The organism is Marinobacter sp. DUT-3, assembly GCF_050379435.1.
Lineage (GTDB): Bacteria > Pseudomonadota > Gammaproteobacteria > Pseudomonadales > Oleiphilaceae > Marinobacter.
On the sequence record NZ_JBNRMG010000014.1, the window covers coordinates 59,412 to 82,702 of the forward strand.

Genomic DNA, 23,291 nt, shown 5'->3' on the forward strand with positions numbered 1-23,291 from the left:
TGCCGGTATTTTTTTGCCGCTCCGACCCCGGCGCGCTGCCGTCATGTTGATCGAGTTACGCTTAATCAACGGGTTATAAAACATGGCGTGATTTTTTCATGGCAGGGTGCACATGAGAATTTTCGGAGAATGAACATGACCCTGCGCTGGATAACCGCACCCGTGCTGGCCCTGATGGTTGGTTGTGCCCCGGTGGGCAGCTATCAGACTGGTAACGAGAGTGAGCGGGAGCTGGACCCGATCACGGTTCGGGTAAGCGGTTTTGGTACCTACGAGGATGCTTCCAAAGATCGGCTGAACACCCAGGAGCGCCTGCTGGCCCGCCGTGCCTCCAAGCTGGATGCCTACCGCAACCTGGCGGAGCGGGTCTACGGAACCGTCATTTACGGCAGTTCCACCGTGAACGACTTCGTTCTGCGCAATGACATGTTTCGCACCTACGTGGACAGTTACATTCGCGGTGCAAAAACGGTGGCGGTGAATGAGCACAGTGACGGCGTGATTGAAACGGTGATGGAGCTGAAGCTGGAGCCCCGGTTCCGGTCCTGTGTGGCAAAGGTATCCGACTCACAGGTTCAGAACCTGTGCCCGATCCCTATGCCGCGGGGCAACGACAGCGTCGGGGATGTGCAAAGCCGCAGCGTCGATTCCCTGTACTATCTTGACTGACCTGCTTGACTGACCTGACTGAAAGTCCGACTGGGTGACCGTATCGCCATGAATACTGTTCGTATACTGCTTGTTTTGACTCTGTTGGTGACACCGGCGGCTCAGGCCGTGGTGCTGGAGGGGGTAGGGCACGCAACCATCCATGGTGGTGACGTGGACGCGGCGCGGGAAGAGGCACGTAGAGCAGCGCTGCGGGACGTTGCGCTGCGATATGAAGCACAGATCAGCAGTCGCGACACGGTGGAGAATGGCGTGGTGACGGAATCCCGCCTGCAGGTGGCGTCTTCGGCCCGTGCCCGTGACGCGCGGATAGTAGATGAGTATCGCCGTGGAGACCTGTTGCGGGTGACCGTGCGGGCCGACATGTCTGCAGGCAGCAGTTGTGGAGCCGGCCAGGCGGCTGGTCTGAAGAAACGTGTGGCAGTGGCCGGCTTCCCGATCCTGCATCCGGATCAGGCGCGGGTTGGTCGTATCGATGACGCCGGCGAAATCTTGCCGCAGCAGTTGCAGGCGTCCCTGAGGGAAACTGGTCGCCTTCAGGTATACGGCGCCACCACGTCCAGGCTTTTCCAGGATTTGCTGAACGCGCCTACCCAGCAGAAATTTGATAATCGGCTGACTAACGTCATTCAGGTGGCCCGTGAGCTGGATGTACAGTTTGTGGTGACGGGTGTGATCCGGGATCTGGGCGTTTCCGATCCTTCGGCCTGGGGCACGTCGGTTCTGGACCGGTTGCAGAGGGGGGTTGGCGTTGCCAACCAGAACCGGCGCTTTGTGGCGGATTTGATGGTGTTTGATGGCTTCAGTGGCGCGCCAGTCTATCAGCAGCGGTTTGCCACGGAAGCGCAGTGGGATGCCGGTCCGGGCGCCTCGGCCGGTTTTAATTCCGCCGGCTTTCAGGAAACCGCCTATGGCCAGGCTGTCTCTGGGATCATGGCGGATATGAGTTCCGCGGTTCAGGAAGCGCTGGCCTGCCAGCCGTTTATTACCCGTATTACCCGCGTGGATGGTAACCGGGTTACCCTGGCGTCAGGCGCTACGGCCGGTCTGCGCCCGGGTGATGAGCTGCATCTGTATCGCAGTCAAAGCTTCTTCGATTCACTCGGGGGGACGCCGGAGCTGTCTGACAGCCAGACCCGGATGACTCTGAGAAACGTTCACCCGGATTTCAGCAATGGCGAGATGCCGCTGTCCGGCGGCGAGATCAATATTCAGCGGGATGACGTGGCCATCGTCTGGTAATCAGGCGGCGGCCACCCGGGCAGCGGTATCGCGGATCTTGCCAACCATGGCGCGCAGACCATTGCCCCGGGTCGGGGAGATGTGACGGAACAGGTCCAGTTGCTCGAACAGCTCATCGATGTCGGTGGCCAGCAGATCCCGTGGGGTCTTGCCATTCAGGGCCACCAGGATGATGGCAGCCAGGCCGCGCACGATCATGGCGTCCGAGTCGATCAGCAGAAACAGCTTGCCGCTCTCCTCATCATAGTGATGAGTCAGCCACACCTGGCTCTGGCAGCCATGCACGTAGTTTTCCTCGGTACGGGCTTCATCCGGGAATGATGGCAGCTGCTTGCCAAGGTCAATGATAAAGGCGTAACGCTCTTCCCAGTCGTCCAGAAACTCGAAGCCGTCCAGAACGTCTTCCAGAGTGGTGTCTTTTCCGAGCGGATTGTTCAGAAAGGTCTGTTCGCAGGCAGTCATTTACAACATCCCCAGTTCAAGCTTGGCTTCGTCGGTGAGCATGTCGTTGTTCCAGGGCGGATCAAAGGTCAGGTCCACCGTCACCTTGTCGACATTGGGGACGTACTCGACCTTGCGCTGGACATCATCGGTGATCACCGGACCCATGCCGCAGCCCGCGGCGGTCAGGGTCATTTTGATATAGACGTGGTTGCCATCCTCTGTGCCATTCTCGATCTTGCACTCGTAGATCAGACCGAGGTCCACCACGTTGACCGGAATTTCCGGGTCGTAGCAGTTACGCATGGCTTCCCACACCTGGTTTTCATTAATGGTGCCGTCTTCCGGGGTGTCGAAGCTGCTTTCCAGGGGCTGCTTGCCGAGAGCATCTGCGTCGTGGCCCTCAATACGGGCAAGGTTGCCGTTAACCGCAACGGTAAAGGTGCCGCCCAGTGACTGTGTGATGGTCACGAAGGTATCCGACGGAATCATGATTTCGGTTCCGGCAGGAACAAGGCGGGCTTCCACCTCGCGTTTGGTCAGGACAACTTCCCGTTCTTGCATGCCTGTACTGGCCTCGCTGTTTTCTGTCTTTGGTGTCGAATTACGCTACGGTAAAGCTCTCGCCACATCCGCACTCGGCGGTGGCGTTCGGATTCCGAAACTGGAACATGGAGTTCACGCCCTCGGTAACGAAGTCGATCTCGATCCCGTTCACCAGCGGCAGGTGTTCCTCTTTCACGTACACGTCCACGCCGTCAATGTGAAACACCTTGTCATCGGAGGCGGCTTCTTCCACCCAATGTGTCTCGTACTTGAAACCGGAGCAACCACTTTTCTTGATGGCGAGCCGGATACCCATGGCTTCCGGCTTCTTGTCCAGTTGTTTGCGCACGTGCGTGACCGCGCTTGGCGTCATAGTGACGGCAACGGTCGGGGTGAAGACTTCGGCTGTCATAATTCCACCTCCATCAGGCAAACAGGCGCTGGATTTTTTGCAGGGCTGTGAACAATTGTTCCACCTCATCCAGCGTATTGTAAAATGCAAAGGAAGCCCGGGCTGTACCGGGAACTCCGTAGAAATCCATCAGTGGCATGGCGCAATGGTGGCCGGTGCGGATAGCGATGCCCTGCTGATCCAGCAATGTTCCTATATCACTGGGGTGTAGCCCGGCGATTTTAAAGGACATGACCGGAACCTTGTGCTTCGCGGTGCCGATGATTTCCATGCCGGGCACGGTCTCCACCAGCTGATTGGCACGGTCCAGAAGGGCCTTCTCGGCTGTCTCCATGGCACGGCGGTCCAGGCGACCCACATAGTCGATGGCGGCGCCCAGGCCGACAGCTTCGGCCACCGCCGGTGTGCCAGCCTCAAACTTGTAAGGCAGGGTGTTCCAGGTGGTGCCCTCAAACGACACCCGTTCAATCATCTCACCGCCACCCTGATACGGGGGCATGTCTTCCAGAAGCTGCGCCTTGCCGTAAAGCACGCCGATGCCGGTCGGCCCGAACAGCTTGTGGGCAGAGAACGCGTAAAAATCGCAGCCCAGCGCCTGAACGTCCGGCTGATAATGGGGCACGGCCTGGGCGCCATCCACCAGGGTAATGATGCCACGGGCCTTGGCCTGTTTGATCAGTTCGGCGACCGGATTAACGGTGCCTAGCGCGTTGGATACATGGGTAATGGCAAAAATACGGGTGCGTTCATTCAACAGGCTGTTGAACGAATCCAGATCCAGTTCGCCTTCCGGTGTGATCTGAACCGGTACGACTTTGGCGCCGGTTCTCTCGGCCACCATCTGCCAGGGCACGATGTTGGCGTGGTGTTCCATCTGGCTTACCAGGATCTCATCGCCCGCTTCCAGGCGAGGGGCCAGGCCGTTGGCGACCACGTTAATGGCTTCAGTCGTGCCGCGGGTCCAGATAATTTCCCGGGTGCTCTTGGCATTGAGGAAGTTACGGACGGTTTCCCGTGCGCCTTCAAACGCGGCGGTCGCCCGGTCACCCAGGGTATGGGCGCCACGGTGAACATTGGAGTGCATCTCCCGGTAATAACGATCCATGGCGTCCAGCACGGCCACCGGCTTCTGGGCCGAAGCGCCATTGTCCAGATACACCAGCGGCTTGCCGTTTACCTGCTGTGACAGGATCGGGAAGTCACGGCGAATGGCGTCAACGTCAAACGCGGTTTGCTTGGCTGTGTTGGCCACGGACAGATCAGTCATAACCGGTTATGCCCCCTCGAATGTCTGATCAAAGAACTGGTTCAGTCGGGTGTGGGCGGTATCCCGTACCTGCTCCACCGGAATCTGCTCAACCAGTTCATTGATAAATGCCATGGTCAGCAGAACGTTGGCTTCCCGCCGGCCTATGCCGCGAGACACCAGGTAGAACAACGACACTTCATCCAACTGGCCTATTGTTGCACCGTGAGCACACTTGACGTCGTCCGCATAGATCTCAAGCTCCGGCTTGGTATCTATCTCTGCACCGTTAGACAGCAGCAGGTTCTTGTTGTTCATATCCGCATTGGACTTCTGGGCATCCTGATGGATATGAATGCGGCCATTGAACACGGCGTGTGACTGGTCGGCGGCAATGTTGCGATAGGTTTCCTCGCTGTTGCAGTGCGCCGCCACGTGCTCGATGGTGGTGTGGTTGTCGTAGTGCTGTTTGCCCTGGGTGACCACCACGCCATTGAGCTTGCATTCGGCGCCTTCGCCCTCCAGGCGCACCTGCAGGTCGTGCCGGCGCAGTGGACCGCCAAAGCCTACGCAGTGGCTTTCAAAGCGTGAGCTGCGCTGCTGGCGCACACCGGTTGCACCGATATGCTGAACATTCTCGCCTTCCGTGTTGAGGCGGATGCTGGTGACGTTGGCGCCGTCGCCCAGCGTGAATTCCGTGACGGTATTGACCATGACGGCTTCACTGCCGCTGGAAATGTATTCCTCCACCACGGTGATCTGGCTGTGGCGGCCGGCATCCACGAATATGCGGGGATACGCGGAACCACTGGCGTCGGCGTTGACTTCATGGACGATGAACAGTGGCTGGTCCAGCACGGCGTCCGGCTTCAGGCGGATCAGCAGGCCGTCCTCGAAGCGGGCGGAGTTGAGCCGGGCCAATTGTACGGCCTTGTTGTCCAGAGTGCTGTCCATGCGATCCGCCAGGCTGGCGGCGGCGTCGTCATCCAGGTCGCCAAAGCGTTCAATAGTGATGCCTTCCAGATCCGGGTAATCGCTGGCTTCCGGCATCATCACGCCATTCAGGAAGGCCACTTTATAGCCGGGTACTGCCAACCCGCTGCCGGTTTTGCCATCGGCGGGCAGCGAAATGGCCATGTCGTCGGTCAGCTTCAGGTACTTGCTGGAGTACTTCCAGTTTTCCGTTTTGCGGGTCGGCAGTGGCATATCCACCAAGGCCGTACCCCGTTGTTTGCGCAGCGCCAGCAGCGGCTCAGGCAGTGATTGCCCGGCCGGATGAAGGAACGCGGCGGAAAGTGTTGGTGCTGGTTTCATTCCGCTCTCCCTCAATTGGCTGAGTTGGCTGCTGCTTCTTCTTCGTCTTTGATGCCGAGCCAGCCGTAACCGCGTTCTTCCAGTTCCAGGGCCAGTTCGCGACCACCGGACTTGACGATTCTGCCGCCGGCCAGCACGTGGACGTGGTCTGGAACAATGTGGTTCAGCAGGCGCTGGTAGTGGGTCACCATCAGGATGGCGCGATCTTCGGCACGCAGGGCGTTGACGCCGTTAGAGACGACCTGCAGGGCGTCGATGTCGAGGCCGGAATCGGTTTCGTCCAGGATGGCCAGCTTAGGCTGCAGCAGTAGGGCCTGCATGATCTCGTTCCGTTTTTTCTCGCCACCGGAGAAGCCTTCGTTAACGCCACGCTTGAGGAAGGCCGGGTCCAGATCGACCTGCTTTGATACTTCCTTCGCCAGCTTCATGAACTCCGCGGCGTTCATTTCGGCCTCGCCCTTGTGGTGACGCATGGCGTTCACGGCGGTGCGCAGGAACTGCAGGTTACTGACGCCGGGAATCTCCACCGGGTACTGGAACGCCAGGAAAATACCTTCGCGGGCACGCTCTTCGGTTTCCAGGTCCAGCAGGTTCTCGCCATTCAGGGTCACTTCGCCCTCGGTTACCTCAAATGCCTCGTTGCCTGCCAGCACCTGGGACAGGGTGCTCTTACCAGAGCCGTTAGGGCCCATGATGGCGTGAACTTCCCCGGCCTTGATCTCCAGGTTGATGCCCTTGAGGATTTCTTTGCCCTCGACGGAGGCGTGCAGGTTCTTGATGCTGAGCATTTGTCGGGTTCTCTCTTCTCTAAACTGTATGAATTCGTTTATATACCGGTGCGCGGGCCGCTGTTAACCAACGGAGCCCTCAAGGCTCACTTCCAGCAGCTTGCCGGCTTCCACCGCAAATTCCATCGGGAGCTCTTTGAACACCTCTTTACAGAAGCCGTTCACGATCATGGAAACCGCTTGCTCCGGGTCGATACCACGCTGGCGGCAGAGGAACATCTGTTCGTCGCTGACCTTGGAGGTGGTGGCCTCGTGCTCGACGATGGCGGACTTGTTCTTGCTCTCGATGTACGGGAACGTATGTGCGCCACAGCGGTCGCCGATCAACAGCGAATCACACTGGGTAAAGTTGCGGGCGCCTTCCGCGCCGGGGCCGAATTTCACCAGGCCACGGTAGGCGTTGGAGCTTTTGCCAGCGGAAATGCCCTTGGAGATGATAGTGCTGGAGGTGTTCTTGCCCAGGTGAATCATCTTGGTGCCGGTATCGGCCTGCTGGTGATTGTGGGTCAGTGCCACTGAGTAGAATTCGCCAACACTGTTGTCACCGCGCAGTACGCAGCTCGGATATTTCCAGGTTACGGCGGAGCCGGTTTCAACCTGGGTCCAGGAGATTTTGGAGTTTTTGCCGATGCAGGCGCCGCGCTTGGTGACAAAGTTGAAGATGCCGCCTTTGCCGTTTTCATCGCCCGGGTACCAGTTCTGAACGGTTGAGTACTTGATCTGGGCATCGTCGAGGGCAACCAGTTCGACCACCGCAGCGTGCAGCTGGTTTTCGTCACGCATCGGCGCGGTGCAACCTTCCAGGTAGCTGACGTAGCTGCTGTCTTCAGCAATGATCAGCGTGCGTTCGAACTGGCCGGTGTTGGCCGCGTTGATGCGGAAGTAGGTGGACAGCTCCATGGGGCAGCGTACGCCCTTGGGCACGTAGACAAAGGTGCCGTCGGAGAACACCGCCGAGTTCAGGGCGGCGAAGAAGTTGTCACCGTGGGGCACGACCGAGCCCAGATACTTCTGCACCAGTTCCGGATAATCCTGGATGGCCTCGGAAATGGAGCAGAAAATCACGCCGGCTTTGGCCAGCGGTTCTTTGAAGGTGGTGGCGACGGATACCGAGTCAAATACGGCATCAACGGCAACGCCAGCCAGCTTTTCACGCTCGTGCAGCGGAATACCCAGTTTTTCATAGGTTTTCAGCAGTTCCGGATCCACTTCGTCCAGGCTCTGGGGCATGTCTTCTTTGCGCTTGGGCGCGGAGTAGTAGGAGATGGAGTTGTAATCCACCTTGGGATAACCCACATGAGCCCAGTCCGGCTCGTCCATTTCAAGCCAGCGACGGTAGGCTTTCAGGCGCCATTCCAGCATCCACTCCGGCTCTTTTTTGATCCCGGAAAGGCGGGCGATAACGTCTTCATTCAGTCCGGGCTCGAACGTATCGGATTCGATGTCTGTTACGAAACCGTGTTCGTATTCCCGTTTGATCAGCTCGTTCACCTCTTGGTCGGTGGTCGCCATGATCGTCGCTCCGTATTCTCTCATCGTGGGCTTGTGGCCCTTGGTGTCGCCGCCGGTCGCGTTGTTGGTCTGACGGGCGGATGTCATCTGTCTGGGTGTTGCAGCGGTCGCTCATCCTGTGAGTACGCCCTGCAATCGGTTTTTGGAGACGGATTTTCCTGGCCCGACTGCCGCTCTCGGGCAGCGTAAAGGGGCGGATCCGTTGCTTCTGGCGAGCGATTATACAATACCACAGTAAAATAGTCAGGTATTAAATTGGACTCGTGGTGATTATACCTTAATCGGCCCTTGGGGCACTAAGGGGCTGGCAATCGGGGTAATAGTCTGGTCGTTTTTAGAACTTAATTGGTCGGGGCGAGGGCTCCGGGATGGAAATCTGACCGGGTATTTTGCCTCAACGGAAACTCCATTCCTTGATCCTGCTCAAAGGTCGTATTGATTGTTTTCGGCTAACATGTGTACGCTGTTTGTTATTGGCATATCGGGCCAGAGCCCAGGTTAGGAGGAACAACGAATGTCATCAGAGCCTCTGAGGACGGAGGTAGCGCGGGCGCCGCTCAGCTCAAGAGTGAGTTCGCTGATCAGCGTGCAGCTGACACGCGGTAAGGTGGGGGTTGAGGCGGTGGCCTCGCAGCTGCATATGAGCCGCTATACCTTGCACAAGAAACTGAAGAGAGAGGGGCTGACTTTTGCTCGTCTGCTGGAGGACGTTCGCCGCAAACAGGCGTTGTCTTATATGCAGGACAAAACCAAGCCGCTGGTGGAGATTGCCGAGCAGCTTGGATTCTCGGAACTGAGTGCATTCAGCCGGGCGTTCAAGCGCTGGATGGGCACTTCCCCGGCTGAATACCGCTCAATCAGGTTTTCTTGAACACCAGTGTGCCGTTGGTGCCACCAAAGCCGAAGCTGTTGCTCATGACCAGGTCGAGATTCTGGTTATCCATGCGTTCCCGCACGATGGGATAGCCTTCAGCACCAGCGTCCAGGTTCTGGATGTTGGCGGATGGGGCAATAAATCCTTCCCGTTGCATGATCAGGCTGTAAATGGCCTCATGTACGCCCGCGGCACCCAGGGCATGTCCACACAGGGGCTTGGTGGAACTTAGCGGTGGGATCTTGTCGCCGAAGATTTCTTTCAGGGCTTTCAGCTCGGTCACGTCACCGGCAGGGGTGCTGGTGCCATGGGTATTTACGTAGCTGATTTCGCCTTCCAGGTTTTTCATGGCCTGTTTCATGCAGCGCACAGCACCTTCACCGCTCGGAGCAACCATGTCGGCGCCGTCAGAGGTGGCGCCGAATCCGACGATTTCAGCCAGGATGTTGGCACCGCGTGCTTCCGCGTGCTCAAGGGCCTCCAGGGCCAGAACTCCGCCACCACCGGATATGACGAAGCCGTCCCGGTCCGTATCGTAGGTGCGGGAAGCCAGTTCCGGGGTGTCGTTGTATTTGGTGGACAGTGCTCCCATGGCATCAAACAGCAGGCTCAGGGTCCAGTGGATATCCTCACCGCCGCCGGCAAACATGACGTCTTGGCGGCCGAGAGCGATCAGATCCGCTGCGTGGCCAATGGCGTGCGCGCTGGTGGCACAGGCGGAGGTAATGCCATAGTTGATGCCGCGGATACCAAAGCCTGTCGCGATGGAGGCGTTGATGGCGCTGCCCATGGTGCGCGGCACCCGATAGGGGCCGACACGGCGGAGACCACGGTCACGATGGGTATCGATGGCATCCAGCAGTTCAACCGTAGAGGCGCCACCCTGACCAAAAATGATACCGGTGGTATCGGCCTTGATGTGCTCGTCGGTCAGTCCCGACTGTTCAATGGCCTCCTGCATTGCCAGGTAGGTGTAGCCGGAAGCCGGGCACATGAAGCGCCATAACTTGCGGTCGATCAGTTCCGGCAGGTTGAGATTGATCTGGCCACAGACATGGCTGCGCAGGCCATTGTCCCGCGCTTCTTCACTGAAGCCTATGCCGGGAAGGGATTCCTTCAGGGATCGGGTCACTTCTTTCTGATTGGTACCTAGGCTGGAAACAATGCCCATGCCGGTAATGACAACGCGACGCATCTGGTTAGCTCCTAAAAATCATCGGTCGAGGTGAACATGCCAACCCGGAGGTCCTTGGCAGTGTAGATTTCACGGCCGTCCACTTCCATCCGGCCATCGGCAATCGCCATGGTCAGTTTGCGCCTGATCACGCGTTTGAGATCCAGGCGGTAGGTTACCTTTTTGGCGCTGGGTAGCACCTGACCGGTAAATTTCACTTCACCAGCACCGAGCGCGCGTCCCTTGCCTTCACCTCCACCCCAGGCGAGGAAGAAACCGACCAACTGCCACATGGCGTCCAGTCCCAGACATCCGGGCATAACGGGATCGTCGACAAAGTGCACCTTAAAGAACCAGAGGTCCGGGTTGATGTCGAGTTCGGCTACCAGGCTACCCTTGCCATACAGGCCATCATCGTCTGCGATATGCGTGACGCGGTCGAACATCAGCATTTCATCAATGGGCAGCCGCATGGAGCCTGGGAAGAGTTTGCCGTGGCCGCATTTGATCAGCTCTTCTTTATCAAAATGATCCGGGGACATAGTGCCGTTATCTCTGTTACAGAATGGTTTACTGATACTTTAGCTGTTATTTCGAGAGTCGCTATTGACCTTTAGTGGATGATTTCCGGAAAAAGGATCAGGCGTTTCGGGTGACGTTGACCGTCATCAACGACCGTTGGGGGCGCCACTGTTACTTTGGGTGAAACGCTGAGATAAGCGGTCGATTTGGGAGGGAAAGCCTATGTCCGGTGAGTGTCATGATATTCATGGTGATATCCAGTGTGATGGTGACCGGATCTGTGTGAGATTGCATCGAGAGATTGAGCATTCGCCCGCATCCGTCTGGAGGATGTTGACGGATTCTGTCTGCCTGAGTCAGTGGCTGGCCCCCGGGATTCTTGAGCAGGAGGAAGGTGGGCGAATCAAGCTGGACTTTGGCAACAGCGGCACTCCAATTGATCGTCGTATCAAGGTGTTCGAACCGAACCGGCTGCTTTCCTATTCGTGGAGTGCCGGAGATGATCCGGAAAGGCCGCTGACCTGGGAGCTGAGGGAGCGTCACGGAGGTACGCTGTTGAGCCTCACTCTTTTATTGCCCAACGACCACCTTGTGGCCATTTCCTGCGCTGGCTGGGATGCCCACCTGGAAATGTTGATGGCAGCGCTGGAAGGCATCAGCATTCATTTTCCAGCCGCCCGTTTCCGGGAGGCCAGAGCGGTATTTGCAGAGCAGTTGAAGCAAAAGCTGGTTGCCTGAACAACGACAGCCTTGTCTTTAAAGTAATAAACGGGCCTCTTCGGAGGCCCGTTATTTTTGGGGTTCTATACGGACGAAACTATCAGCCGGGGCGACCGTCCGGCCTGGGACTGGTGAGTATTCCAGTGTACTGGATCAGAAAAATGCCATAGGCAACAAACCACAGGGCTGTACTACTGCCAATGCCCGGGTGCCATGGGATGATGCTGAAAGCTGTCAGAACGCGCACCACCGCAGCCAGATGGATGGCAATGAACGCGATCACCATGCCTTTCGGCAACACCAGTGGTCGCCCGGTATGCCCGAGGGAGACCCGCGCGATAACGCCGAGAATCAGGCCGCCCACGGCCCCGGTGCCGGCGGCATGGGTCCAGGCTGCGGTGGGCCAGTCGGCGAGGATGGAGCCGGCGAGCAGGACAAAGGCAACGGGAACCCAAAGTATGGACAGGTGCAGAATCCAGAGCAGCGGTTCTTTGCGGAGCAGCCAACCTTTCCATCCGGCCAGGCGAACCAGGGTCAAGGTGGCGGCTGTGATGGCGAGAATGGCCGTGATGGTTTGCCAGCCCGTGACCAGCGAAACCAGGAGGAGGGCAATGTTGACAAGCGTTGCCACGTCCAGAGCCGGCACCGTCTTGATTATAGAGCCATCCAGTCCTCGCTGGCGGAGCCATCCGGCAGAGAAGGCGGGGGTAATGCGGCCACCAATGACGCTGATAAGAGCCAACGTAACAATCAACCCACCGTAGCTGAAGGTAGGGTCCAGCCGACTGACGAAACCGATTTGCATAAGCCATAACAAGCCGAGAACGACCAGGATCATCAGTTGCCGTTTCTGCCTGGCCCGCCAGATGCGCCATCCGGCATCCACCATAACCAGCGGCAGAAACGCCAGGTTGACTCCTTGCACCAGCCAACCGGGCAGGTCTGCGCCAAAGGCCAGTAATAAGCGGCCCGCCAGCCAGACGCCCCAGAGCAATGCCAGTCGAATGCCATGGGTACGTTCGGTTTGAGTCCACACGCAGACCGCCGTGAGAAGGAAGCCGGCGATGGCTGCGGAAAGGAATCCAAACAGCATTTCGTGTTGGTGCCAGAACAGCCCCGGCATGGCCAGCGGCAGTTGAATGGTTCCACTGACCTGCAGTACCCAGACAGGAATGGCGAGCAGTGCCAGTACCGTCATTGACAGGAAGAAGATGCGGAAGGGGTAACCGAAAAGCTGGCTGACCCTGCAGATCCGGGCGGGGGCGGGCGTTGAAGTGGCCTGCATGGCGATGGCTCCACTGATGGTGCGTTTATAAGATATATTTTATCTGAATGTTATTGTGAAAGGATATACCCTGTTGGCGGTATCTTTGCGTACAATGCCGCTATCACTTTGATTGACAATGGAATGAACTATGAGTGCCTATCTGATCCTGAAGCACATTCATATGACTACGGCGTATCTCACCGTTGTTCTGTTCGCTTTGCGGCTGTTGCTGGACGCCGTGGGCAAGCCTGACTGGCGACAAACTCCTTTGCGGTGGATTCCTCACGCCAACGACACGGTTTTGCTGGTAGCCGCGATCAGTCTGCTGTTTGTCACCCCCTGGATGCCGTTTGTCCACGGCTGGCTGACGGCAAAGATTTTCCTGTTGGTGGGCTACATTGTGGCGGGCGTGTTCGCAATGAAGCAGACCGCAAGTCTGACAGTCCGGTTGGTGGCATCGGTTCTGGCACTGGTGCAGGTCATGGCCATTTTCCATCTGGCCATGACCAAACCGTTGTGAAGCACTGTTCTGAGGTAAGGTAATCCGGGGCTAGCGCCCCCCGGATTTTTCGGACACCTGGTCGGTCAACTCCTTCAGTTGTTCCTGCACTGCCCGCAACTGGCGGGCAATTTCATCCCGCTCGTCATGGGCCTGCTGTGCCTGCTCGGCGTTCTGTTCCTCGCTCATGACTTCCAGAATGGCGCCGATCATCATGTTCAGGAAGACAAAGGCCGTCAGGAAGATAAACGTCAGGTAGTAAATCCAGCTGAGCGGGTACTGTTCCATGGTTGCGTACATAACATCGGTCCAGTCCTCAAACGTGGCCACGCGAAACAGGGTAAGCATGGCAATGGCCACATCGCCCCACAAGTTCTCATCGACCTTGGCAAAGAACATCGAGCCCATGGCTGCATAGATGTAAAAGATGATGAACATCAGCAGGGCGATGTAGCCCATGCGGGGAATGGCCTTGAGCAGGGAGTTGATCAGGAAGCGCAACTCCGGCACCACCGATACCAGCCGCAATACCCGGAACACCCTCAGCAAACGTCCCAGCAACACGGCCTCGGAGTTATCCAGCGGGATCAGGCTGCCAATAACGACCAGGGTGTCGAACAGATTCCAGCCGTCGAAGAGAAAGCGCTTCTTGTCATTGCACACGCCAAAACGAAAGAGGATCTCAATCAGGAAGAACAGGGTTATGGCGTTATCCAGAACGCTGAGACTCTGCTCGACCCAGGACGGCACATCATAGGTTTTTGCGCCGATGGTGAGCGCCGACAGGATGATGATGGCGATAACCACGCCCTGAAACAGTTTGCTGGACTCAATACGGCGCAGTTGCTCGAAACCGGATGTGGTGCTTAATTCTGACGACATGGCAATCAACGGCTCCAGTTAATTCGCAGGGGCCAGAATTCTAAAGGGCTGGGGGGCGATTGGGTAGCTCGAATTTTATTCAGACGCTGCCGAGCAGGATCTGCCATTGGTCATCAGTGACCGGCATAACGGACAGCCGGTTGCCCCGCTTGATCAGCGGCAGGTCGTCCAGCCCCGCCAGGGTCTTAATTTCATCCAGAGGCAGCAGCCGTGGAAGTTTCCGTAGATACGCCATGTCGACTGCCTGCCAGCGCGGCTTGTCTGGTGTGCTTTTCGGATCGTGGTAGGGCGAATCCGGGTCAAACTGCGTGGGGTCCGGGTAGGCTGACCGGACCACCTTGACGATACCTGCGATGCCGATATGTTTGCAGCTGGAGTGGTAGATGAAAACCTCATCTCCCTCTGCCATATCCGTTAGAAAATTCCGGGCCTGATAGTTGCGTACACCATCCCAGGGGATGGTCTGGTTCGCTGCTTTTGTAAAGTCATCAATGCTGCATTCTGACGGTTCGGTTTTTACCAGCCATTTGGCCATCAGGATCTCCTTCTATCGGCGATGCCCAGTATAACCGAGAACGGTTTCCCCGGCAGGCGCCAGGGAAACCGTGAATGCCTGTCTCAGCAAGGAGACGGCGCATTCTTTCTGGCGTAGAACCACCAGGTGACCACCAGGCAGCTCGCATAGAAGGCAACAAATGCCAGCAATGCAGCAGAGACCCCTCCGGTGAGGTCAATGGAGGTACCGTAGGATTTGGGGATAAAGAAGCCGCCGTAAGCCGCAAAGGCGGAGATGAAGCCCAGCACCGCAGCGGACTCGCGATTGGCCGCTTTGTTGGCTTCCTCGGGCTTGTCCGGTTGCTCTTTCATCAGCAGGTTTCTGAAGATCACCGGTACCATGCGGAAGGTGGAGCCGTTACCTATCCCAGTGGCCACAAAAAGCACCAGGAAGCAGCCAAAGAAGCCCCAGAAGCTCCCATCATTGAGGTCGTTTGGCAGGAATGACATCACCCCGAAGACGCCAGCAATCATGACCGCAAAGGTCCAGAGCGTTACCCTCGCTCCGCCAAGCTTGTCCGCCAGCATGCCGCCCACCGGGCGTGCCAGAGCGCCAACCAGCGGGCCCAGGAACGCGTACTTGACCGGATCCACATTGGGAAATTGCATGCCGGACAGCAGGGGGAAACCGGCAGCAAAGCCGATGAAACTGCCGAACATGCCCAGATACAACCAGCACATCAGCCAGTTATCCTTACGCCTGAAGATCACAGCCTGTTCACGGAAGCTCGCTTTGGCGTCGGCAATGTCATTCATGCCGAACCAGGCTGCAACCGACGCGATGATGATCAGGGGCACCCAGAGGAAGGCAGCGTTTTGCAGCCACAGGGGCTCACCAGCCTGGGCGCCTTCCTGAATGATCAGCGGGTCCCCTACCATGGGGCCAAATGCGCTGGTTGCGATCACCAGAGGAGCCAGCAATTGCATGCCGGATACCCCGAGGTTGCCAAGACCTGCATTCAGGCCCATGGCGCCGCCCTTCTGCGACTGGGGGAAGAAAAAGCTGATGTTGGCCATACTGGACGCAAAGTTACCGCCGCCAAAACCACAGAGCAGGGCCAGGATCAGCATGATCAGGTAAGGCGTATCGGTATTCTGCACCGCCATGCCAATCCACAGGCAAGGCAGCAGTAAGGAGGCAGTGGAGATGGCCGTCCAGCGACGCCCCCCGAAGATGGGAACCATGAAACTGTAGAAAATCCGCAATGTGGCGCCAGACAGCGCCGGTAGTGCTGCCAGCCAGAACAGTTGGTTGGAGCTGTAGGTGAAGCCCAGGCTTGGCATTTTCACCACCAGGATGCTCCAGATGGTCCACACGGCAAAGGCCAGGAACAGGTTGGGGATGGAGATCCACAGGTTGCGGGTGGCGATCTTCTTGCCCTTGGTTTCCCAGAAGGTCTTGTCCTCCGGTTTCCATTCCTCCAGAACGAAGGCATTGGGGGTGGATAGCTCCGGCAGGTCGGTCTTTTCTTCACGCGCACGCCACTCAACCCGTTCGGCCGAACGGATGGAATAGTGCATCCAGGCCAGGGCGCCGGCAACAATCACGAACAACAGCATGAAGCTGCTCTGCCAGATGCCGATGACATCGTTGAGCATGCCGAAGGTCAGTGGCAGGAAAAAACCACCGAGCCCGCCGATCATGCCGACAACACCGCCAACCGCACCCACGCTGTTGGGGTAGTAAGCCGGGATATGCTTGAACACCGCTGCTTTGCCCAGAGACATGAAAAAGCCGAGCACGAAGGTCAGCAGAATAAAGCCGATCAGGTTCAGCTCAAGGCTGAAGCTGATGGTGCTCTCGATGCCCTGAATCTGGTACTCCGTGGGTGGATAGCTGAGCAGAAAGGTGCAGACGGTCGAGGCAATAAAGGTCCAGTACATGACCCGCCGTGCGCCGTAGCGGTCGGACATCCAGCCACCCAGAATGCGGAACAGGGAGGCGGGTATGGTGTAAAGCGCTGCCACGAAGCCGGCGGTTTTGATGTCCAGCCCATAGACCTGGATCAGGTAATGCGGAAGCCACAAGGCGAGTGCAACGAAGGCCCCGAACACGAAAAAGTAGTAAAGCGAGAAGCGCCATACCCGCAGGTCTTTAAGCGGGCTAAGCTGCTGGAAAAACGACTGGGCACGACGCGCCGCGCGCTGTGAGGCCAGTGGATCTTCGCGGGCTATCAGTGGAAAGACAACGCCCATAATCGCCAGTATCGCAGCATAGATCTGGGCGGTGTACTCCCACCCGAATGCCACCAGCAGGAAAGGTGCGCCGAAGTTGGTTATCGCCGCACCCACGTTGCCGGCGCCGAAAATGCCCAGCGCGGTGCCCTGTTTTCCAGGCTCAAACCAGGCCGAGGTGTAGGTCACCCCGACAATGAAAGCGCCGCCGGCCAGGCCGACACCAAGAGCGCCCGCCAACAACATGTTGTAGCTGGTGGCCAGGGTGAGGGCGTAAACGCAAGCTGCGGTCACCAGCATCAACACACTGAATACCAGGCGTCCGCCAAAGCGATCCGTCCAGATGCCCAGGAACAGCCGGCTGATAGAGCCGGTCAGGATCGGGGTGGCCATCAGCAGGCCAAGCTGGGTATCGCTGAGCCCGAATTCCTGCTTCAGCCTGATGCCAATGATGGAAAAGATCGTCCATACGGCAAAACACAGGGTGAACGCCAGGGTAGATAGCCCCAGAGCCCTGTTCTGGTCCCTGCGGGTGGCGACGGTTGTGTCCATAATGCACTCCAAATCATGGATATTGGGATATGGAGTGACTGTAATCGCCGCGTGTGGCCTGAAAATTGAGCAATATCAAGGCGAGGTTTGTTGAAAAAGTCAGTTGCGGGAAATGACCTTTATGTTGCCAGGTAAGTCTGAAAATTTAATTTAAAACAAAGGGTTGGCGGTTGTAGCCCTAAAGGGGTAGGTGGCTCGGCTGGCCGGGGCATAAGGGGTAGTCAGTTGTTCCGCCCCGAAATCGGGGCGGGGCGCATCAGGTGGCATAAGGCAGAACGCCGAAATAGACAGCACTGAAATGCAGTGCGCTGCCGCCTATCACGAACAGGTGCCAGACGGCGTGCATGTAGGGGATACGGTCGGCCAGGTAAAAAATAACGCCGGCAGTGTAGGCCACCCCTCCGGCTATGGTCAGGTACAGAGCTGTTTCGCTCAGGCTGGCTGCCAGATCTGATGAGGCAACGGTAATCAGCCAGCCCATCGCAACGTAGATGCCCACCCTCGCCAGTTTGAAGCGGTTCCTGAAAATAATCTTGAGCACGACGCCGGTGATCGCCAGGGACCAGATAATCGCGAACAGCGTCCAGCCCGTGGTGCCGCGCATGTTGACCAGCAGAAACGGCGTGTAGGTGCCTGCGATCAGCAGAAAGATGGCGCAGTGATCCAATGTTTTGAACACGGCCCTCAACTTCGGATGGCGGACACCGTGATACAGCGCTGAGGCCATGTACAGCATGATCAGTGACGCCCCGAATATACTGAAGCTGACAATCTTCCAGACGTCTCCCAACTGACTGGCGGCGACGATCAATACCACGGTTCCGATAACGCTGAGAATCGCGCCAAGTCCGTGGGTGGCGCTGTTCAGCCACTCCTCAATCCGGTGATGGATGGTTTGCACGGTTTCCGGGGTTTTCATTGCTTTGGGGTCCAGGTCAGTCATGGCTGCTACGGTACTTCAGCGTACAAGTGTACGCAACGACTAAAGTATGACGGTTGCATGAAGTCGTTCAGATTTACTGAATGAAAGTGAGAAAATCTTTCGGTTTGTCCCCCTGTGAATGCGAGTTAGTCTAGCTGCATCAATTAACTGCAGATGCAGGGGAGCTAAAATCATGGCGAAAATTCTTGTTCTTTATTATTCAATGTACGGTCATATCGAAACCATGGCGAACACCGTGGCCGAAGGTGCCAGGGGTGTCGAGGGTGCGGAAGTCACTATCAAGCGGGTATCCGAAACCATGGCCGACCAGGCATTTCGGAGTGCCGGCGGTAAAGCCGATCAGGGCGCCCCGGTGGCCGATCCCAGAGAGTTGGCGGAATACGATGCGGTGATTTTCGGTACGCCAACCCGTTTTGGCAACATGGCGGGCCAGATGCGCACCTTCCTGGACCAGACTGGTGGTCTGTGGGCCGAGGGCAGGCTTCACGGCAAGGTTGCGAGTGTGTTTACCTCGACCGGTACCGGCGGCGGCCAGGAGCACACCATCAGCTCCTTCTGGACCACCCTGGCGCACCACGGCATGGTCATCGTGCCGCTGGGTTACGGTATTCCGGAATTCTTTGACATTTCAGAAGTAAACGGGGGCACGCCCTACGGCGCTTCGACCATTGCCGGTGGTGACGGTTCCCGCCAGCCCAGCGAAAAGGAGTTGGCCATTGCCCGTTACCAGGGCAAGCACGTCGCTGAGCTTGCGATGAAATTGCACGGTTAATAGCGCCGTTCCTGAAGGGGCAGAGCCATTGCGGCCTGCCCCATTTTTTGTTTCCGAAGGCCAGAGCCGGGGATTATTCCGGTTGTGTCCGCAGCGCGCTCTTGATTCGTGAGAACGTGGCCGGTACGACCCCCAACCATGATGCCAGCTGGTTGTCAGGGACCCGCTTTACCAGTTCCGGATATTCCTCCAGAAGTAACACGAAGCGCTCCCGGGCGGACATGGTCTGCTTGCGGAACTCACGCATACTGGTGAGCTCCGCCAGTTCCTCGGTCAGCGCCAGGGCGAAGCTGCTCCATACCCCGTCACCCTGCTTTTGCAGGGCGGAGCGGAATGCGGCGAAGTCCGCCACCCAAAGGGTTGCAGGGGTTACAGCGGTCAGGCACAGGGTATTGCGGGCAGTCCGGCTGCGGCCAAACACTGGCCAGACCATATCTCCCTCGGTAAAGAAGTGGTGCACTGCTGTCTTGCCACTCGGCGCTTCCCGGAACAGCCGTAGTATGCCGTACTGAACCAGGTACACATGCTCCCAGGGCGCGTCGTGCCGTTCCAGCGGGTGTTCTGTGTCGACCCTGCGCTGATGAAACAGGCCGGACAGATCGTTCAGGAACAGGTGGTCAGGGGTTGTCGGATCGTTATTCAGATGAATGCCGAAAACCCGGCTGAGGCTGTTAACCAGCGCCTGTTGGGTTCCAGCCGTTGGCTGATCGATGATGTCCGGATTCTGGTCTCCCAGATAGCAGGGCGCAGATGATAGGGTTGAGCCGGTTTGCACTGTCATTACCTGTGAACTCTTTTCCGGTCAGTAAGCCTGCAGTATTCCAGTAAGTAAAACGCAGGTTAAATGACTTAAATCATTAAGGGTTATAGGGTGAATCAATAAAAGCGTAGTTGTGGCTGTAGTGTTAGACTTCGCGGTTTGAATCCACGCCCAGTCTTTCCGTCCGGAGTTCCCATGGCAGCGGCACTGGCCCTTCTCTATAAACTGCTTCCCCTTTATATCACCGTCGCGTTCGGGTGGGTCGCCGGCCGGTACCTCGAAGCCAGTGGCAAACACATTGCCGGGATCATGCTCTACATTGTCACCCCCTCGGTGGTGTTTTCCGGCGTCATGGCCGCGCCGTTGTCAGCGGAGGTCATCCTGCTGCCATTCCTGACGTTTGGCCTGTGTACGGTCATCGGGGTGGGACATCTCTGGGTCGCGAGGCGCTTTATCACCGATGGCAGCGCCAGCCTCATGCCTCTGTCAGTTGGGACCGGAAACACCGGTTATTTTGGCATTCCGGTGGCCCTTTTACTGTTCGGGCAGGAGGGGTTGGCGCTGTATATCGTGTGCATGCTTGGCACCACGCTGTTCGAGAATTCGGTGGGCTTCTATCTTGCCGCCCGGGGGCGGTACAGCCTGAAAGATGCCCTGATACGAGTGGCAAGACTTCCCTCGGTGTACGCGTTCCTGCTGGCGGTTGTGCTGAACCTGTCCGGAGTTTCGATTCCGGATGTGTTTACCCCGCTGTTTGATAACCTGCGTGGCGCCTACAGCATTCTGGGCATGATGATCATCGGTATGGGCATCCTCAGTTTCCGCGGACTGGCCGGAAACCTTCGCTTTACCGGCCTGGCGTTCCTGGGCAAATTCGTGACCTGGCCGGTGGTGGCGCTGCTGTTCTGGTGGCTGGATGCCAACCTGTTCGGCGTGTATGACCTGGCGGTCTACCAGGCCATCTTCCTCATTTCCATCACGCCAATCGCCGCCAATACCGTGGTGATTGCGACTCTGCTGGATACCGCACCGAGACAGGCGGCGGGCACCGCGCTGCTCAGCACGCTGTTTGCGTTGGCGTTTATTCCTGTGATGGTGGCGTTGGTGATGCCGTAAACGTCCCGGAGGAGCGTGCGTTTTGTGCTCCCCGGATATCATCACGGGCATGGCGAATCACGCTGATGCCCGAGGTGATGGCCAGGCCGCCCATCACCGCTGCCACCGCCAGGTCCGGCCAGGCGGTACCGGTGCCGAAGACCCCCAGAGCTGCCACCATCACCGCCATATTGCCGATGGCGTCGTTACGGCTGCACAGCCACACCGAGCGCATGTCGGAATCGCCTTCCCGGAACTTGAACAGTATGATCGCGACGCCCACGTTGGCCGCCAGAGCGAGTAAGCCGACGGCCCCCATGGTCAGGGGTTCCGGCGTGATGCCGCTTTGCGCAACCCAGGCAGCCCGGGCCAGCACGGCGATGCCGAACAGTGTCATGGTAATGCCTTTCAACATGGCGGCCCGGCCACGCCAGAGCATGCCCATAGAGAGCACGGACAGCGACAACAGATAGTTGGCGCTGTCGCCGAAGAAGTCGATGGCATCGGCCATCAGGGAAACCGAGCCGGACTGCAGGCTGGCAACGCCTTCCACCAGGAACATGCCCAGGTTGACCCACAGGGCAATCCACAAGGCTTTGCGAAAGCCAGGAGCGGGGGACTTTGGTTCGGGAGCTGAACAACTACACGCCATGAATACCTCCTTTGTCAGAATGTATTCATTAAAAACCCTGTAGTAGCTACAGAGTCAACGGATGCCTTGCGGAAAAGTTTCAGCGCGTTCCCGGGGTGTGGTGATGAGTGCCAGGAATGTGATTGTGATTGGCGGCTGGCGCTTCCCGGGCGGATTCTGAGGTCAGGCCACCGAGAATACCGCATTCACTGACCGTGCGGCCTTCCGAACAGGCTTTCTGGAGCCGTTCGAGGGTGTCTTCCAGACTGGCCAGCTCCCGCAGGCGCTCGCGCACATGGCTGAGGTGGCGGTCCAGCAGCGCATCCACTTCGCTACAGTCGGCTTCCGGCTGATCGGCCAGGCGAATCAGTTCCCGGATTTCGTCCTGAGCCATGTCCAGATTGCGGCAACGCCTGATGAAAAGCAGGCGGTCGAGGTGGCTTTGCCGGTAGTGTCGATAACCGCTGGCCTGCCGCTCCGGCTCCGGCACCAGCCCGATCTTCTCATAGTAGCGGATGGTTTCCACCGGAATGCCAGTCGTTTTTGAGATTTCACCGATTTTCATAGCACGGACCCTGGCGGATGATGGAGCTATTGTGGATAGGGGTAGCCATTGCGGTCAAACCGCAAATCCCTGAAGGCAAAGCCATAGGGGCCGGAGTACCCCGGCACGAGTCGCCACTCGTTGTTACGTCCGAAACGGATGGCATTGATCATTACGGTGAAATCCAGACGCCACTCGCCATCCTCCTGCAGGAAAAAGTACGGTGAACAGGTGCGGGCCTTGATGGGGTAGCGCAGAACGGCGCGATTGTCCTGGTGAAACAGTTTCTCAGGCTGGCAATTTCGGAGGCTTTTCGCCACGTTGTCCATCTGCGCCGGTGTCATCACCCTCTGGCCCAGCATCTCACGGGTCTGCCTGGAATAGATCGACAGCCGCGGATTGTTGTTGCGGTCTTCCATCGCCCGCCGGTAGCGATCCAGGACGTCTCGGGGGGACGCCTCCCCGCTCAGCGCCACATCATCATCCCGTCGCGAGGCTGTCCCTTCGCCAATCCTGGCGTCCACCCGGGCGCCGCCGCCACCGGAAGAGGCCTCCTGACCTCCGGAGAATGAATCCAGGCCATTGGCCGCATCGTTGGCACGGGTGATGAGCAGTTCTGTGGTAGCCAGGATGCCGTCGGCAACCCGGTCGGCGGCGAAAAACTCTGTCATCTGGCTGTGCTCAACGTAGAAGACAAATGCGTCTGTGTAAGTAGGCTCCAAGGCGTAGCTGACTTCCAGGCGAACCTGGTTGCTCTGGGCGTCAATCACCAATAAAAGGCCGCGCCCGTTGTCACTGGCCGCCCCTATATTGCCGTCGCGAAAGTAGTTCACGGCAAACTGATTGATGTCGTCAATGCCCCGTGCAATCAGGATCCGGTAGTCAATATCGTGATCGGTCAGCAGATAATCGTGGAAGCGAGTGATCCGGTCACGTTCTTCCGGACTCAGCAGGTTGATGTGGTCCGTTACCCGGGGAACGGTCGCCAGGCGGTCGTTAGCTTGATAGGCAATCGCCAGCACGACGGCTGCAAACAATCCCAGCATCACCAGCAGGCGTACCCGTCCTGCTTGCCGGTTAAGGGAGACGTCTTTCCGGGCATACATCACTGGAACTCCACCGGTAATCCTTGCAGATAGTTGTTGTCCATTGGGCA

At 57.8% G+C, this 23,291-nt stretch carries 25 protein-coding genes; 7 read left to right on the forward strand and 18 right to left on the reverse strand.

All coding sequences use genetic code 11. The features are described 5' to 3' along the window. The first annotated feature begins 135 nt into the window (after positions 1-135). Positions 136-669 (forward strand): LPP20 family lipoprotein, encoded by a 534-nt coding sequence (locus ACQUWM_RS16975; protein WP_407002616.1) that lies wholly within the window; start codon positions 136-138, stop codon positions 667-669. A gap of 48 nt (positions 670-717) precedes the next feature. Next, positions 718-1,911 (forward strand): flagellar assembly protein T N-terminal domain-containing protein, encoded by a 1,194-nt coding sequence (locus ACQUWM_RS16980; RefSeq protein WP_407002577.1) that lies wholly within the window; start codon positions 718-720, stop codon positions 1,909-1,911. Here ACQUWM_RS16980 and ACQUWM_RS16985 read toward each other — a convergent pair whose 3' ends face one another. From ACQUWM_RS16985 to sufB, 7 genes are all read right to left on the reverse strand, one after another. Next, a complete protein-coding gene (locus tag ACQUWM_RS16985) occupies positions 1,912-2,373 on the reverse strand; it encodes a SufE family protein (protein WP_407002576.1) in 462 nt (153 codons plus the stop codon). Continuing rightward, entirely contained in the window at positions 2,374-2,916 is a 543-nt protein-coding gene (gene sufT / locus ACQUWM_RS16990) for a putative Fe-S cluster assembly protein SufT (protein ID WP_407002575.1), read from the reverse strand. A 40-nt stretch (positions 2,917-2,956) separates the two neighbouring features. Continuing rightward, entirely contained in the window at positions 2,957-3,310 is a 354-nt protein-coding gene (locus tag ACQUWM_RS16995; RefSeq protein WP_407002574.1) for a HesB/IscA family protein, read from the reverse strand. 13 nt (positions 3,311-3,323) lie between these two features. After that, positions 3,324-4,577, reverse strand: a complete 1,254-nt coding sequence (locus ACQUWM_RS17000; RefSeq protein ID WP_407002573.1) for a cysteine desulfurase — start codon at positions 4,575-4,577, stop codon at positions 3,324-3,326. A gap of 6 nt (positions 4,578-4,583) precedes the next feature. Further along, entirely contained in the window at positions 4,584-5,870 is a 1,287-nt protein-coding gene (gene sufD / locus ACQUWM_RS17005; protein WP_428922923.1) for a Fe-S cluster assembly protein SufD, read from the reverse strand. A gap of 11 nt (positions 5,871-5,881) precedes the next feature. Further along, the gene (gene sufC, locus ACQUWM_RS17010) at positions 5,882-6,658 is read right to left on the reverse strand and encodes a Fe-S cluster assembly ATPase SufC (protein WP_407002571.1); all 777 of its coding nucleotides are present in this window, start codon (positions 6,656-6,658) and stop codon (positions 5,882-5,884) included. 63 nt (positions 6,659-6,721) lie between these two features. Next, entirely contained in the window at positions 6,722-8,170 is a 1,449-nt protein-coding gene (gene sufB / locus ACQUWM_RS17015) for a Fe-S cluster assembly protein SufB (RefSeq protein ID WP_297792469.1), read from the reverse strand. 514 nt (positions 8,171-8,684) lie between these two features. On the opposite strand from sufB, the gene ACQUWM_RS17020 reads away from it, so the two are divergent. Next, positions 8,685-9,041, forward strand: a complete 357-nt coding sequence (locus ACQUWM_RS17020) for a helix-turn-helix transcriptional regulator (protein WP_407002570.1) — start codon at positions 8,685-8,687, stop codon at positions 9,039-9,041. On the opposite strand, the gene fabB is transcribed toward ACQUWM_RS17020, so the two are convergent. Continuing rightward, a complete protein-coding gene (fabB, locus tag ACQUWM_RS17025; RefSeq protein WP_407002569.1) occupies positions 9,028-10,239 on the reverse strand; it encodes a beta-ketoacyl-ACP synthase I in 1,212 nt (403 codons plus the stop codon). The genes ACQUWM_RS17020 and fabB overlap by 14 nt on opposite strands. Positions 10,240-10,250: 11 nt before the next feature. Then, positions 10,251-10,760 carry a bifunctional 3-hydroxydecanoyl-ACP dehydratase/trans-2-decenoyl-ACP isomerase gene (fabA, locus tag ACQUWM_RS17030; protein WP_407002568.1) on the reverse strand — a complete coding sequence of 170 codons (510 nt, stop codon included), beginning with the start codon at positions 10,758-10,760 and terminating at the stop codon, positions 10,251-10,253. A gap of 202 nt (positions 10,761-10,962) precedes the next feature. Here fabA and ACQUWM_RS17035 point away from each other — a divergent pair, with 202 nt between their 5' ends. After that, positions 10,963-11,478, forward strand: coding sequence for an SRPBCC domain-containing protein (locus ACQUWM_RS17035; RefSeq protein WP_428922924.1), 516 nt, complete (start codon positions 10,963-10,965; stop codon positions 11,476-11,478). A gap of 82 nt (positions 11,479-11,560) precedes the next feature. Here the strand turns inward: ACQUWM_RS17035 and ACQUWM_RS17040 are convergent, their stop codons facing one another. Continuing rightward, the gene (locus ACQUWM_RS17040) at positions 11,561-12,745 is read right to left on the reverse strand and encodes an NnrS family protein (RefSeq protein ID WP_407002566.1); all 1,185 of its coding nucleotides are present in this window, start codon (positions 12,743-12,745) and stop codon (positions 11,561-11,563) included. A 130-nt stretch (positions 12,746-12,875) separates the two neighbouring features. Here ACQUWM_RS17040 and ACQUWM_RS17045 point away from each other — a divergent pair, with 130 nt between their 5' ends. Further along, positions 12,876-13,247 (forward strand): SirB2 family protein, encoded by a 372-nt coding sequence (locus ACQUWM_RS17045; protein WP_428922925.1) that lies wholly within the window; start codon positions 12,876-12,878, stop codon positions 13,245-13,247. Between the two features lie 30 nt (positions 13,248-13,277). Here the strand turns inward: ACQUWM_RS17045 and ACQUWM_RS17050 are convergent, their stop codons facing one another. From ACQUWM_RS17050 to trhA, 4 genes are all read right to left on the reverse strand, one after another. Further along, positions 13,278-14,108 (reverse strand): ion transporter, encoded by an 831-nt coding sequence (locus ACQUWM_RS17050; protein ID WP_407002564.1) that lies wholly within the window; start codon positions 14,106-14,108, stop codon positions 13,278-13,280. A 79-nt stretch (positions 14,109-14,187) separates the two neighbouring features. Then, positions 14,188-14,643: an EVE domain-containing protein gene (locus ACQUWM_RS17055; protein WP_428922926.1), complete on the reverse strand. Its 456-nt coding sequence runs from the start codon at positions 14,641-14,643 to the stop codon at positions 14,188-14,190. A gap of 83 nt (positions 14,644-14,726) precedes the next feature. Then, on the reverse strand, positions 14,727-17,390 hold the full coding sequence (locus tag ACQUWM_RS17060; protein ID WP_407002562.1) for a nitrate/nitrite transporter: 2,664 nt from the start codon (positions 17,388-17,390) through the stop codon (positions 14,727-14,729). 256 nt (positions 17,391-17,646) lie between these two features. Continuing rightward, the gene (trhA, locus tag ACQUWM_RS17065; protein ID WP_428922927.1) at positions 17,647-18,333 is read right to left on the reverse strand and encodes a PAQR family membrane homeostasis protein TrhA; all 687 of its coding nucleotides are present in this window, start codon (positions 18,331-18,333) and stop codon (positions 17,647-17,649) included. A 172-nt stretch (positions 18,334-18,505) separates the two neighbouring features. Between trhA and wrbA the strand changes: the two genes are divergently transcribed. Beyond that, positions 18,506-19,105: an NAD(P)H:quinone oxidoreductase gene (wrbA, locus tag ACQUWM_RS17070; protein WP_428922928.1), complete on the forward strand. Its 600-nt coding sequence runs from the start codon at positions 18,506-18,508 to the stop codon at positions 19,103-19,105. Between the two features lie 73 nt (positions 19,106-19,178). On the opposite strand, the gene ACQUWM_RS17075 is transcribed toward wrbA, so the two are convergent. Further along, positions 19,179-19,886 (reverse strand): Crp/Fnr family transcriptional regulator, encoded by a 708-nt coding sequence (locus tag ACQUWM_RS17075; protein WP_407002560.1) that lies wholly within the window; start codon positions 19,884-19,886, stop codon positions 19,179-19,181. A 174-nt stretch (positions 19,887-20,060) separates the two neighbouring features. Between ACQUWM_RS17075 and ACQUWM_RS17080 the strand changes: the two genes are divergently transcribed. Continuing rightward, the gene (locus tag ACQUWM_RS17080) at positions 20,061-20,981 is read left to right on the forward strand and encodes an AEC family transporter (RefSeq protein WP_428922929.1); all 921 of its coding nucleotides are present in this window, start codon (positions 20,061-20,063) and stop codon (positions 20,979-20,981) included. On the opposite strand, the gene ACQUWM_RS17085 is transcribed toward ACQUWM_RS17080, so the two are convergent. The 3 genes from ACQUWM_RS17085 to ACQUWM_RS17095 form a co-directional block, all read right to left on the reverse strand. After that, complete coding sequence (locus ACQUWM_RS17085) at positions 20,947-21,612, reverse strand: cation transporter (protein WP_428922930.1); 666 nt, start codon at positions 21,610-21,612, stop codon at positions 20,947-20,949. The two genes, ACQUWM_RS17080 and ACQUWM_RS17085, sit on opposite strands and share 35 nt — an antisense overlap. Before the next feature lie 79 nt (positions 21,613-21,691). Beyond that, positions 21,692-22,156 (reverse strand): Cd(II)/Pb(II)-responsive transcriptional regulator, encoded by a 465-nt coding sequence (gene cadR / locus ACQUWM_RS17090; RefSeq protein ID WP_428922931.1) that lies wholly within the window; start codon positions 22,154-22,156, stop codon positions 21,692-21,694. Between the two features lie 26 nt (positions 22,157-22,182). Further along, entirely contained in the window at positions 22,183-23,241 is a 1,059-nt protein-coding gene (locus tag ACQUWM_RS17095; RefSeq protein ID WP_407002556.1) for a TPM domain-containing protein, read from the reverse strand. Positions 23,242-23,291: the final 50 nt, after the last annotated feature.